Source organism: Stenotrophomonas sp. 24(2023) (genome assembly GCF_030913365.1).
Classification (GTDB): Bacteria; Pseudomonadota; Gammaproteobacteria; order Xanthomonadales; family Xanthomonadaceae; genus Stenotrophomonas.
Genome location: NZ_CP133160.1, coordinates 4,187,853 through 4,200,527 on the forward strand (window position 1 = coordinate 4,187,853; position 12,675 = coordinate 4,200,527).

The following is a 12,675-nucleotide window of genomic DNA, read 5'->3' on the forward strand; positions in this document are numbered from 1 at the left end:
CTAGAGCATGTACGGAATCTTGAAGGCCAGGGTGAAATCCGGTGCATCCGGGGTCAGGCCGATGCCCAGCAACGTCACCAGCGTGGTGTGTGAGTTCAGTGCGTAGGTCACGCCGAGGTTGAGCGAGGCCGCGTTGGAATCGCTGCCGATCACCTTCACCCATTGTCCCCCCTTGTAGCGCGTGGACGCGCGCGCCCCGATGCGGTCGCTGAAGGACAGGCTCAGGCTGGTGCGTTCGTTGAAGGCGAACGCTACGCCCGCACCGAAGTACACCGATCCGCCCAGCTTCACCTCGCCCGGATTGACCGTGTCCGGGTTGCTGTCGATGTCGTCGAAACCGCGCACGAACGAATGCACGTAGCCGGCGTTGGCGAACAGGATGGCCGGATCGGCGGTCTTCACCATCGACACGCCCACGTTGGCCTGCCAGACCCCGTTGCCGGTGGGCTGCTCGGCGGGCACGGCGAAGCGGATGTAGTCATCGTCGTCGCGCTCGATCACCCGCCAGTCCAGGCCATAGGGGGCACGCCCGGTCGGGGCGGTGACACCGGCGGTGAGCACCGTTTCCGGTCGCCAGCCCCGCTCGCCGAACAGGCGGTAGTTGGCACTCAGGCCGATATCGCCGATGCCGTTGCCGCTGGTTTCCTCCTGCGCGATCGCCGCTGCCGCGCCGCCGGCCCCGCCCTTCTGGTACACGGTGCGGCGCGCCAGATAAGGCACATCGAGGTTCAAGGTCAGGTTGCGGCTCACGCCCCAGCGTGCCGCCAGGTTGTAGGTGATCGAATCGGACTCGACGTTCTCGATGGCGATGTTGCCGAGGAAGATCGCATCCAGCGCCAGAAATCCGTTGAGGGTGAGCTGCTTGCGGTCGTAGCGCGCGTAGGTGAGGCTGTTTTCAACGGTGAAGCGGCGGCTGAACAGTGCCGACTGCTGCTGCTTCACATCGTCCACGCTGCGCCGCGCCTCCTGCCGCGCCTGCTGTGCCTCGGCCGCCGTGCTGGCATAGGCCTCGCTGCTGGGCGGCACCGCCGTCGGTGCCGAAGGCACGGGAGCCGGTGCCTCGGCCGGGCCAGGTGCAACGGCTGCCCGCCCGGACACGCGGGCCTGCATCGCCTGCACCTGCATGTCCAGCTCGCGCAGCCGTCGCACTTCCTGTGCGTAGTTGGCCTTGAGCTGTTCCAGCTGGCTGGCCAGGGCCTGTACGTCCGCATCCTGCACGGGCGCGCCGGCCTGTGCGAACGCGGTGGTTGCCAGCGCCGCCAGCGCCAGCGGGGTGAACCGCATGATCGTATGCATGGTCGTACCCTGCGTTGAACCTCACTCCCCCCACCCGGGCCCGTTCAAGGACCCGGGGCCATGCCGCGGTTCAGCGCCATCGCCTGGGCCACGTTCTGGCTCAGGGGCAGGTTGCTGGCCACGGTGTTGCGGACCAGTTCCAGCTGCAGCTGGTTGCTGGCGCTCTGGCCATCGCCGGCCAGGGCGATGCCCTGGCCCACGCTGCCGTTGCGGATCCACTGCTGGACCAGGCCCTGCCCGTCCATCTGCAGCAGCAGGCGCGCCTGGTTGCCCTCCAGCACTGCGCTGGCGCTGGCACCGCCCTGCTGCACGCTGGCCAGGCGCTGGCCACTGTCGGCCAGCGCGATGGGCACGGCGCCGTCGCGCACGGTCAGCGCGGTGACATTGCGGGCGCGGTTGCCATCGCCGGCGACCTGCACGCTCTGCACCAGGCCGCTGGCATTGGCCAGCCCGCTGCTGTCGATGCTGCGGCCGGTGGTGGCCGGCAGGGGCGCATCGGCAGCGGTGACCTGCACGTTGGGCTGGAAGCTCAGGCGCGGTGCGCCGCCCTGGCGGAAATCCATGCCCAGCGTCAGCGATCCCTGCAGGGTGGCGCCGTTGGCGGCCTGCCACTGCGACACCATGGTCACCCCGAACCAGGCCACGGTAGTGCCGCCGACGGTGTAGCGGCCGCGCATCAGGCCCAGTTCCGGGTCCGGTATTTCGGTCAGGCCACGCCCCGGTGCGCGCTCTGCGCCCGTGGCGGGCAGCAGCGGCAGCATCAGCAGCAGGGCGAACAGGCAGCGTTGGCACGACATGGTCGTCTCTCCTTCAGAACAGGTCGGCATGGCTGAAGCCGAAGTCGACCAGCTCGGCATCGGTAATCGGTCCCTGCCGCGCATACAGCGCACGGGCACTGGGCCGTTCGCTGGGCTGCAGCAGCACCGTGTTGCGGTCGAAATCACTGCCGATCACCACGAACACGGCCCGCGAGGGCCAGGCGGCGGTGAACTCGGCCAGCGGCAGGCTGCGGTTGCCCAGGATCGGGTCGGCCACGTCCACCCTGCCGTCGCGCACCTGCTTGAGCACCACGAAATGCCGGAACCCGCGCACATCCATCAGCACCAGCCCGGGCACGCGCAGGGTGCGCAGGCGCGCTTCATCGATGCGGTAGCCACGGCCGCGCATGCCCAGTGATTCCACATAGCGCTTGATGTCCAGCAGCGAGAAGCCACGCTCGCGCACCAGCGCCGGATCGGACACGCCCATCATCCCTTCGATCACCGTGGCCTCGTCCGTGTCCAGGTGGTAGGCGTGGCGCAGGATGGTCGCCAGCGCCGCCGCCCCGCAGCTGTAGTCGGTGTGCTGGCGCACCACGTTGCGGTAGCGCCGCTCCTGCATGCTTTCCACCTTCTGCTGCAGCAGCGCGCCATTGGGCAGCACGCCAGTGAAGGACACCTCCCCCGCCCAGCCCGGCACGCTGGCCCACGCCAGCAACCCCGGCAGCAGCAGGCAGGGCAGCAACAGATGCAGCAGGCGGCGGTGAGCGGTCATGACGTGTTCTTCCTGGCACGGTGCAGCGGCAGGAAGGAGCCCCTGCCCAAGGGGGGAGACAGGACAGGGGCTCCCGGGGAACCTGGCCATTGGCGGATGGCCAGGTGTGTTGCGCCCACTGCGGTTGCCCGCAGTGGACGGCCGCACGCGCTGTTACTCGCTGCCACCACCGCCGCCGGCGCTGGGCTGGGCCACCGCCAGCGCCAGGCTGTTGGCCTGCAGGTTGCCGGTGCCGGAGGCCACGTTCACGCCGATGTTGCCCGAGGCCCCGGAGAAGGCACTGCCGGACAACGACGCGGTGTTGGTCGCATCCACGTTGACCCAGCGGGTGGTGCTGACCGTGCCGCTCAGGCTCGCGTACAGATCAGCAATGCCCAGTTCGACGAACTGGCTGGTGCCACTCTCGCGGGTGTCGAAGCCCAGCCCGCCCACGCCCTGCCGGTACGGATTCATCGTTGCGTTCTGGATGTCGCTGTCCAGGTCGATGTGCCCGGTCGCGTTGCCACCCGGGTGCGGCAGCGCGCCGTTCCACGTATCCAGGTAGTAGTTGGCCATCTGGTACGCATTGCCGGAGCCACGGTAGGTGCCGGCACCGTAGGCCAGCGTGCCGCCGGCCACGCGCCCGCTCAGGCCCACCTGCACCGTATCGGTGTAGGAACGCACATAGCCGGCGTTGGCCACGGTGTTGCCGGTGGACACCTGGTTGGAGCTGATGCTCGACTGTGCCACCGCGCTGGTGGCCACCGACGCTGCCAGGGCGTTCTTCTGCTCGTTGTTGTTGCCCGAAGCGATGTTCACGCCGATGTTGCCCGACGCGCCACCGAAGGCATTGCCACCGAGGCTGGCGGCGTTGGTGACGCCGGCGTTCATGGTGGTATTGCCGAAGCCGGCCTGGTTGACGAACACCTCGGCATCGGCCATGCCGAAGCTGAAGGAGGCATCGGCGGCGGACAGCGATGCGGCATTGTCCTGCGCGTTGTTGTCACCGGATACCACGTTGAAGCCGAGGTTGCCCGAGGCACCGGCACCGACGCTGTCGGCGATGGAGGCGCGGTTGGTGACCAGGCTGTTGCTGGTGACGTTGTTGCTGATCGACTGGCGGTTGTCGATGACCGCGATCGCGGCCGAATCCAGGTCGATGTCGCCGGTGATGGACGGATCACCGGAGAACTGGATGTCCGTGCCCAGCCGCAGGTCCTTTTCCAGGTTCACGTCGACGCCGTGGTTGTTCTTTTCCTTGCGCTCGTCGGCCTGGATGGTGCTGTGCTTCTGTACGTTGACATTGACGGTGCGGTTGCGCACGTCGTTGTCGGTGTGGTTGTGGGTGTCGTTGCGGGTTTCGCTGACGGTGTGGTTGTGGTTGATGTTCGCGTTGGCGTTCTGGTTGTCCCAGCCATTGGCCGCGGCAGCGGTGGAGGCAGTAGCGATGGCCATGGCGAGCATGGTCTTGCTGACGGTCGCTTTCATGGTGCCCTCTCTCTCTTCAGGTCATGCACTCGGGTGGGTGGTGCTCACGGGTTGCCCTGCACGACCAGGGCCAGCACATTGGCCGTATCGTTTCGTGCACCCGCGATCTGGTTGAGTTGCAGGACACCGTCGAAGCCACGCAGCGCGGTCGCCGAAACCCCGACGCTGCGCGTGCCGGCCGCAACACCGTTGCCGGCGTCGCCCTGCCCCCCTGCCGACGCGACGCCCGAGGCGGCCAATGCCGCATCATCGGTTTCGCGTATGCCCTGTCGGGCCAGCGTCGCGCTGACGACGTTGAGCGTCGTGTTGGCGATGCCGCTGGCCTGGTTGATCGATGCGATGCCGCTGGCGCCGGACAGCGCCTGGCCGGCGATCTGCGCGCTGGCATGCAGCGGTGCCGACAGCACCACGTTGCCCTGGTGCTGCTGGCGCGCGGTGATGTCTGCGCTGGCCTGGTCGCCACTGGCCAGACCGCGCAGATTGGCCTGCAGGTTCAGATCGCCAGCGGCCTGGTTGATGGCGATGGCGCCGTTCGCACCGGCGAAGGCCCGCCCATCGAGGCGGGCCTGGTCGAGATAGCCGAGCATGCCGCTGTAGTCATCGGCAACGGCCTGCAGCGGCAGCAGGGCCAGCAGCAGGACCGCGCGAACACGCCACGCTGCGTTCATTTGCCACCTGCCGGCGTCGGCGCGCCCATCGGGAACTGCGCCAACGCGCCCTGCACGGTCGCACCGATGCCACGGGTGGTGGACCCGACGGCGCCGAGCGGCCCGCCCAGTGCACTGTTCAAACTGCCACCGAGGGCACCCTCGCCCGTGCGACCGAGGGTGCCCTGCAGCGCCTGCTGGGTGGTGCGTTCGACGGTGCTGCTGCCGGGACCGGCCAGGCCTGCCGCGCGGCTGGCCCCCATCCCCGCATAGTCGTCCTCGCTCAGCTCCTGCATGCCACCGGCGTCGCCACTGCCGAGCGCCGCTGCCAGCTCGCGCTGCGGCTTCGGGTCGGCAATCAGGGCCACGCCCGGCGGTGCCATGCGGTATGCCGGGCGGGCCGCCACATCGCGCAGCAGCACCACCTCTCCCGGCTGCGCCTTCACGCCCTGGCGGGCGCCGGATGCGGCGGCCAGCATCGGCAATGCCAGCAGCACGATGGCCGCGCACCGCACCGCACTACCCCGTTGGCTGCTGCTGTCCATGCCCCTCTCCCGTTGCAGGTGGGAGGGGCGTACGCAGCTTCCGTGCCAAGTGCGCAAGGCCCCGGCAGCGGGCGTTCAGGACGCTGCCGGGTGCGTCCGCCGGCGCCTGGCTGATACAGCCGGTGCGGGCCGCCGGCATGATCGGATCGTGGCAAATGCCCGCCGTGCGGCGTGGTGGGCCAGTGCAACATTTTTGTTACAGGGCATGGCACACCCCTGTTGCGCCGTCGCTTCAGCTGGCTTTTTTCCCGCTGTTTTCGTTGCATTCACGCTTGGCCGCGCGGTAGCATCCGGCCAAAACAGGCCGCCCGAGCGGCCAAGCATGCCGACGCGGGGCGGCACGTCGGCGCAACCATGCTGCCCCGCCGACAGTACCTGGGTGCTGGGGGATGGCATGACCGCAGATCAGCAAGCCCATTCGCGCTGCGTCATCTGGTTCGGCCAGCCGCAGGCAGCAGAGCGCTCCGCGCTTGCCGCCGCTGGCTGGGAACTGCGCAGCATCACGCCCAACCCGGCCATGGCCATCGGCCTGCGTGGCCGTGACCGCCTGATCGGCGTGCTGGACCTTCGCCATCTGGACGGCGATGCCGTGCGGTTGCTGCTGCCCTGGGTGGAACGCCACCGCTTCCTGCCCTGGATGGCCATCCTGCCGCCCGGCCTGGGCAGTGCGCCCCCCAGCTGGGCAACGCTGTTGCTGGCCTGCCAGCAGCAGTTCGCGCTGCCGATGGGCCTGCATGCGTTGCTGGCCGCGTTGCAGCTGCAGTTCGATGTGGACGATGCCGCCGCCCCGGCTGCCGCCACGGCGCTGCCGGAACTGATCGGCGACAGCGCGGCCATGCTGGCCGTGCGCACGGCCCTGCACAAGCTGGGCCCGGTGGAACTGCCCGTGTTGATCACCGGCGAAACCGGTACCGGCAAGGAGCTGGCCGCGCAGGCACTGCATGCATTGTCCGCCCGTGCCGCCAAGCCGTTCCTGGCCGTCAACTGCGGCGCCATTCCGGCAAGCCTGGTGCAATCGGAACTGTTCGGCCATGAACGGGGCGCATTCACCGGCGCGACGCTGCGCCGCGCAGGGCTGTTCGAATCCGCACACGGGGGCACCGTGTTCCTGGATGAAGTGGGCGATCTGCCCGCCGATGCACAGACCAGCCTGCTGCGTGTGCTGCAGGAAGGCACCTTCGAGCGCGTGGGCAGCAACCAGCCCATCCGTGTGGATGTGCGGGTGCTGGCCGCCACCCATGTCGATCTGGAAGAGGCGGTGGCACAGGGGCGCTTCCGCCGTGATCTGTATTACCGGTTGAACGTGCTGCGCCTGCCGATGCCGTCGCTGCGCGATCGCGGCACGGACGTGCTGCTGCTGGCCGAGCATTTCCTGCGTTGCTTCCGCCATCGCCAGCATGTGCGTGCACGCGGCTTCGACGACGACGCACGGCAGGCACTGCGGCGCTTCGGCTGGCCGGGCAACGTGCGCGAAGTGCTGAACCGGGTGCAGCGTGCCGCGGTGATGGCCGAGGATGAACTGATCACCGTGCGCGACCTCGACCTGGCCTGCGATGAAGGCCAGGTGGGCAACCCACGCCTGCAGGAGGCACGCGGCCAGGTGGAGCGCGATGTGCTGCTGCATGCCCTGCGGCAGAACGATTACAACGTTTCGGCGTGCGCCCGGCACATGCAGATTTCCCGGGTAACGGTGTACCGCCTGTGCCGCAAGCATCGGCTGGAGCTGCCGGCGCTGCGATGAACACCGGTTCCACGCACGCTTAACCTGCTGTCCCTATGCTGGGCGCCGGCTCATACGACACAGGGACACCACCGCATGAAGACGCTCCGCGCAATGCTTGTTGCAGGCTGCCTGCTGGCGTTCAGCCCGCTGGCACTGGCTGAAACCGTGAACCTGACCAACAGCGCCGAGGGCGCCAGCAAGGAGGCCGGCGTGGCCGCCGTCAAACAGAAGCTGCAGGCGGCCTGCACCGAGCGCAAGGGAACACCGGATGCCGCATCGTTCGAGATCGTCTTTGAAAAAACATCCGCCAACCCGGATGTGCCCAAGCCCTATTACGTCGATGGCAAGATGAAGTGCACCCTGCCGGGGTGATCCCCCACACCTGCCGGGTGGTTTCTGCGCGATCATGGCCCCCGCCCACTGCAGGAGACGCGCATGCCCATCGGATTCATCGGCCTGGGGGTCATGGGAACCCCCATGGCCATCCAGCTGGCCAAGGCCGGCAACGCGGTACTGGCGTGGTCGCGTTCATCGCACAACGACGCTGCCGTGCAGGCCGCAGGCGTGCGGATTGCCGGATCGCTGGACACGGTGTTCGAGCAGTGCACGACCGTGGTGCTGATGCTGGCCAACGATGCCGCCATCGACAGCGTGCTTGGCCGCCAGTCGCCGGCATTCGCTCCCCGTGTCCGTGGACGCCGGCTGGTCAACATGGGCACCAGTTCGGCCACCTACGCGCTGGCGCTGGCGCGCGAGGTGGACGCCAACGGTGGCCGCTACGTGGAAGCGCCGGTATCCGGCTCGCGCGTCCAGGCAGAGAACGCGCAGCTGGTGATCCTGCTGGCCGGCGCCGCCGATGACATCGCCCAGGTGACGCCCCTGCTGGCACCGCTGGGGCGCCAGTGCGTTGCCTGCGGCGAGGTGCCTGCCGCGCTGCGGATGAAGCTGTCGGTGAACCTGTACCTGATCACGCTGGTCACCGGCCTGGCCGAGGCGGCGCACCTGGCCGAATCACAGGGCATCGCACTGGAGCGGTTCGCCGAAGTGCTCAATGCCGGGCCGATGGCCAGCGATGTCTCGCGCATCAAGCTGGACAAGATGGTGCGTGGTGACTATGCCGTGCAGGCGTCCATTGCCGATGTGTTCAAGAACAGCCAGCTGGTGGCCGGTGCTGCACGCGAAGCAGGAATGCAGGCGCCGCTGATCGCGGCCAGCGACGCGTTGTTCGCCCGCACCCTGGCGATGGGCCTCGGGGGCCAGGACATGGCCGCCGTGCTGGAAGCTGTCCGCGCTCGATGGGCAGCGCCGATGGACAGCGTCGACGGTTAGCCGGGCGCGCTTCGATCCAGTCGCGATACCCAGCCGCCAGCGGGGTATCCACGCGCGCCCATGCTCCCCACCTGCCATCGGCCGCTGATATAGTCAGCCGGTCATGGCGGGCACCCGGCCCGCCCACGCATCACAGGGAGTGGGTCATGGGTCTGGTTCAGGCGATCAAGGGCGCGGTTGGCGGTGTACTGGCCGACCAGTGGAAGGATTTCTACACCGTGCCGGCCGGGCTGCCGTCCACGGCGGCGCTGTTCGCGGCGGTGCCGCGCGGCACCAATGCAGGCCGCGGCTCCAACACCAGCGCCTCATCGCACATCATCAGCAACGGCTCGAAGATCGTCGTGCCCGAAGGCTATGGCCTGCTGCTGATGCAGGACGGCGCCATCACCGCCTTCGTCGCCGAAGCCGGCGGCTACGAATGGCGTTCGGACGACCTGAATTCACAGTCGATCTTCGCCGGCGATGGCATCGTCACCCCGTTGATCAAGCAGAGCTGGGAGCGCTTCAAGTTCGGCGGCCAGCCCGGCGCGCAGCAGGCCGCGTTCTTCGTTTCGCTGAAGGAGCTGCCGGACAACCGCTTCGGTACCCAGTCGGAAATCTACTGGGATGATGGCTTCCTCGGCACCCAGGTCGGCGCGCTTACCCGCGGCACCTACACGCTGAAGATCCTCGATCCGATCCTGTTCGTGAAGAATTTCGTGCCGGCCAGCTACCTGCAGCCCGGCCAGGTGTTCGACTTCACCGATCTGGACAACGCTGCGGCCAGCCAGCTGTTCAATGAAGTGGTCGGCTCGCTGGCACCGGCGTTCAGCCTGTACACGAACGACCCGGGCAAGGGCAACCGCATCACGAAACTGCAGCAGGATTCGCTGGGCTTCGCGCAGAGCCTGTCGGCCGCCGTGGAGCAGGCCTACCAGTGGAAGGCCGACCGCGGCCTGGCCATCGTCAAGACCGCCATCGTCTCGATCGAATACGACGCCAACACCCGCGAGCTGCTCAAGACCGTGCAGCGCGCCGATGCGCTGGCCGGTGCGCGCGGCAACTCCAACCTGCAGGCCAGCGTGGCCCAGGGCATCCAGTCGGCCGGTGAGAACGGTGGTGCGGCAGGACTGGTCGGCGTGGGCATGGCCTCGGGCATGTTCGGTGCCGGCACCCTGCAGCAACCGGTGGCACCGGCGGCGGATGACCCGGTGGCCAAGCTGAAGAAGGCCAAGGAGATGCTCGACCTGGGGCTGATCACCCAGGCCGACTACGATGCCCTGAAGGCCAAGGCACTGGGCCTGTAAGCGGCAGGACGCACGACCACCATGTCCATCCCCGGCAACACCCCGCCGCCGCTGCCGTCAAAGGCAGCGGCTACACCGCCGCCCCTGCCCGGCACCCCGCTGACCGGTCCCGGCTCGCCGCAGGACGTGCCACCGTTGCCCGGCACCTTCCCGCTGGACACAAGCCGCCTGCCCGAGGCCATCCGCGAGGAAGTCGAGGCCCCCGACCCGGTGGCCATCGATACCGCCTCGGCCGAACTGAAGGACGGCGCGAACCGCTGCCCGCGCTGCGGCGCGACCGACGTCACGCTGAAGATCGGCACCGACACCCTGGTCTGCCGTTACTGCCGTCACGAATGGCAGAGCACCCGCGCCGAGGAGGCGTTCGGGCTGGGTGAGGGGCTGGAGGACCTGACCGGCACGATCGTCGCTTCCGGTGCGCGCGACATCGATGCCGATACCGCCAGCCTGATGAGCTTCAAGTGTTCCGGCTGCGGCGCGGAGGTGACGGTCAACACCGAAAGCACGATGACCGCCCGCTGCCACTGGTGCCGCCACGTGTTCGGGGTGAACGAGCAGATCAGCAACGGTGCCGTGCCCGATGCGGTGCTGCCGTTCCGCATCGGCAAGAACGATGCCATCGCACGCATCCGCCAGTTCGTCGACAAGCGCCGCCTGTTCGCGCTCAAGGCGTTCAAGGACGAGTTCACCCCGGAAAACGTGGTGGGCGTCTACATGCCGTACATGATCGTGGACAGCCGGGCCAGCGCCAGCGTGGCCGGCAAGGGCGAGATCAAGACCCGCGAGTACACCCGCGGCACGGAAAAGAACAAGAAAACCTACTACGACGCCGACGTGTACCAGGTGGAGCGCCAGGTGGATTTCACCGTGGACGACCTGCCGCTGGAATCCTCGGCGCAGCGGGGCAACCTGGATGTGTCGGTCAACACCAACAACATCATCAACACCATCCTGCCGTTCGATACCAAGAACGCGCTGAAGTGGAATGCCTCCTACCTGCTGGGCTTCACGTCGGAAAAGCGCGACACCAATGTCGACGCGCTGCGGCCACGGCTGGAGGACCAGCTGCTGTCCATCGCGCGTGCGCAGGTGGAACGCTCGGTGCAGCGCTACGACCGTGGCGTGCGCTGGGAGCAGGAACAGCTGGAGGTGCACGGCTCGCGCTGGGTGTCGATGTACCTGCCGGTCTGGCTGTATTCCTACCACCAGCCTGGCCGCAACGGCGGCATGCTGCATTACATCGCCGTCAACGGCCGTACCGGTGAAACCATGGGCAGCGTGCCGGTGCAGCAGTGGAAGCTGCTGCTGGCCGCGCTGGCCACCGGCAGCATCGTTGAAGCCCTCGTTCTCTGGTTCCTGGTGGTCAGCTCATGAGTGATGACAGTGGCTTTGCCCTGCTGGCCGCAGGGCCAGCGGCCGGCGCCGCGCTGTACTGGGCGCTGTACCGTTACTACCGCAACACCGATAAATCGCACGGGTTCGAGCGCGAAACGGACATCGCCGCCAAGCCGGTGACCGGTTCGGACCGGAAGGTGGACACCATTACCGGTACGCAGGAAACACGCGTGCGCGGTGACAACGTGCATGAGTACCGCAAGCGCGTGGTGCGCCAGCAGGGGCCAGGGAGCTAGCGTCAGGAACTGCCCGTGTTTCCGGGCATTCCGGAAAGGCGGGCGTTCCCGGTTGCACGCGCCAGCGGGCTGTCACGCCGGCTGCAGGAACCGGGCCATGCGCTCCAGTTCTTCCTCCAGCGCCACCTGGAATGCCACGCCAGCGGGTGCGGCACCGGCGATGTAACCCAGTGCCGGCGCGATGCCCCCCTCGCGCGCGCCCACAGTCGCCCAGCCGATCACCTGGTCATGCCACAGCAACGGCAGCGCGTAATAACCAAAGCGGCGCTTGGCGGCAGGGGTATACGCCTCGAACTTGTATTCCCAACCCCACAGCTGCTGGAACCGGCGGCGGTCCCACACCACCGGGTCGAAGGGGGCGAGCAGGCGTACCTGCGCATCCACGCGGTAGCGGCGCGAACGGGGGTCTTCATCGGCCGGCCAGTACCAGGTGGTGCCATCGATGTTGCCGCTGGCCAGGTGCGTGCGGGCCAGTTTCAAGGCTGCCTGCGCCTGCGTGGCCAGGTGCGGGGCACCGTAACCCAGCAGCCGCACCAGGTAGGTCAGGCTGGCCGAGGGCAGCGGTGCGTACTTGCGCACCACCAGTTCGATCAACGCCGCCGCCCGCTGCGCACGGGCCTGGGCACTGTTGTCCGGCACCACGTGCGTGGCCACTTCGTAGATGCGGGTGCCACTGTCGCGGCGATGGACCCGCAGCAGGCCGCGGTAATGCATGCCCTCCAGCAGGTGCGTGCTGGCATTGCTGGTGCCACCCCAGTAATTGGTCACCCGGCCATGGGCGAAAGCCTGGTCCACCTCGCGCGGGTGCACGGTGCCACGCTCGCGCACGAAGGCCAGGACGTCGGCCGCCTTGCGCCGGGTGGCGGCATCCCAACGCCGCTTGGCCTGGCGCGGGTGCATCAGGGCCAGGTGCTCGCGCGGCAGGAAGCCGTAGTTCACCAGATAGTCCTCATCCACCTGCAGGCGGCTGTATCGCCGCTCCAGATCACCGGCGCGGTAGTCCTTCACCCGGTGGCGCAGGGTCAGGTCCTGTGCCCGCGCCGGCGCGCGGATCGGATCGGCCTGCACGAACCCCAGCCGGCGGATCGCCACCGGCAGCGTGGTCGGGGTGAACAGCGTGCGGGCTACGGCGTAGCGGCGCAGGTCATCGAGGCAGGGTGGGCGCGGCATCGACCGTATTAGAGCATAGCCCGTCCACGCGGCGGTGCTGGCTGAACG

General features: G+C 68.1%; 13 protein-coding genes. 6 read left to right on the forward strand and 7 right to left on the reverse strand.

From position 1 onward, the window contains the following. The 6 genes from Q9R17_RS19120 to Q9R17_RS19145 all read right to left on the reverse strand — a co-directional run bounded on the left by Q9R17_RS19120 (position 1) and on the right by Q9R17_RS19145 (position 5,488). A complete protein-coding gene (locus tag Q9R17_RS19120) occupies positions 1-1,296 on the reverse strand; it encodes a hypothetical protein (RefSeq protein WP_308156156.1) in 1,296 nt (431 codons plus the stop codon). Between the two features lie 44 nt (positions 1,297-1,340). After that, positions 1,341-2,093 (reverse strand): hypothetical protein, encoded by a 753-nt coding sequence (locus Q9R17_RS19125; RefSeq protein ID WP_308156157.1) that lies wholly within the window; start codon positions 2,091-2,093, stop codon positions 1,341-1,343. Positions 2,094-2,106: 13 nt separating this feature from the next. Beyond that, positions 2,107-2,829 (reverse strand): C39 family peptidase, encoded by a 723-nt coding sequence (locus Q9R17_RS19130; RefSeq protein WP_308156158.1) that lies wholly within the window; start codon positions 2,827-2,829, stop codon positions 2,107-2,109. 153 nt (positions 2,830-2,982) lie between these two features. Beyond that, a complete protein-coding gene (locus Q9R17_RS19135) occupies positions 2,983-4,296 on the reverse strand; it encodes an adhesin (RefSeq protein WP_308156159.1) in 1,314 nt (437 codons plus the stop codon). A 44-nt stretch (positions 4,297-4,340) separates the two neighbouring features. Continuing rightward, the gene (locus Q9R17_RS19140; RefSeq protein ID WP_308156160.1) at positions 4,341-4,964 is read right to left on the reverse strand and encodes a hypothetical protein; all 624 of its coding nucleotides are present in this window, start codon (positions 4,962-4,964) and stop codon (positions 4,341-4,343) included. Then, positions 4,961-5,488 carry a hypothetical protein gene (locus Q9R17_RS19145; protein WP_308156161.1) on the reverse strand — a complete coding sequence of 176 codons (528 nt, stop codon included), beginning with the start codon at positions 5,486-5,488 and terminating at the stop codon, positions 4,961-4,963. The genes Q9R17_RS19140 and Q9R17_RS19145 overlap by 4 nt, the downstream gene beginning before the upstream one ends. 394 nt (positions 5,489-5,882) lie before the next feature. On the opposite strand from Q9R17_RS19145, the gene Q9R17_RS19150 reads away from it, so the two are divergent. The 6 genes from Q9R17_RS19150 (at position 5,883) to Q9R17_RS19175 (ending at position 11,457) form a co-directional block, all read left to right on the forward strand. Beyond that, positions 5,883-7,229 (forward strand): sigma-54 dependent transcriptional regulator, encoded by a 1,347-nt coding sequence (locus Q9R17_RS19150; RefSeq protein WP_308156162.1) that lies wholly within the window; start codon positions 5,883-5,885, stop codon positions 7,227-7,229. A gap of 75 nt (positions 7,230-7,304) precedes the next feature. Beyond that, the gene (locus Q9R17_RS19155) at positions 7,305-7,583 is read left to right on the forward strand and encodes a hypothetical protein (protein ID WP_308156163.1); all 279 of its coding nucleotides are present in this window, start codon (positions 7,305-7,307) and stop codon (positions 7,581-7,583) included. 63 nt (positions 7,584-7,646) lie between these two features. After that, on the forward strand, positions 7,647-8,540 hold the full coding sequence (locus Q9R17_RS19160) for an NAD(P)-dependent oxidoreductase (protein WP_308156164.1): 894 nt from the start codon (positions 7,647-7,649) through the stop codon (positions 8,538-8,540). 146 nt (positions 8,541-8,686) lie between these two features. Then, positions 8,687-9,826: an SPFH domain-containing protein gene (locus Q9R17_RS19165; RefSeq protein WP_308156165.1), complete on the forward strand. Its 1,140-nt coding sequence runs from the start codon at positions 8,687-8,689 to the stop codon at positions 9,824-9,826. A 21-nt stretch (positions 9,827-9,847) separates the two neighbouring features. Continuing rightward, the gene (locus Q9R17_RS19170; protein ID WP_308156166.1) at positions 9,848-11,200 is read left to right on the forward strand and encodes a TFIIB-type zinc ribbon-containing protein; all 1,353 of its coding nucleotides are present in this window, start codon (positions 9,848-9,850) and stop codon (positions 11,198-11,200) included. Continuing rightward, the gene (locus Q9R17_RS19175) at positions 11,197-11,457 is read left to right on the forward strand and encodes a hypothetical protein (RefSeq protein ID WP_308156167.1); all 261 of its coding nucleotides are present in this window, start codon (positions 11,197-11,199) and stop codon (positions 11,455-11,457) included. The genes Q9R17_RS19170 and Q9R17_RS19175 overlap by 4 nt, the downstream gene beginning before the upstream one ends. A 72-nt stretch (positions 11,458-11,529) precedes the next feature. On the opposite strand, the gene Q9R17_RS19180 is transcribed toward Q9R17_RS19175, so the two are convergent. Then, positions 11,530-12,627, reverse strand: coding sequence for a crosslink repair DNA glycosylase YcaQ family protein (locus Q9R17_RS19180; protein WP_308156168.1), 1,098 nt, complete (start codon positions 12,625-12,627; stop codon positions 11,530-11,532). Between the last annotated feature and the right edge of the window lie 48 nt (positions 12,628-12,675).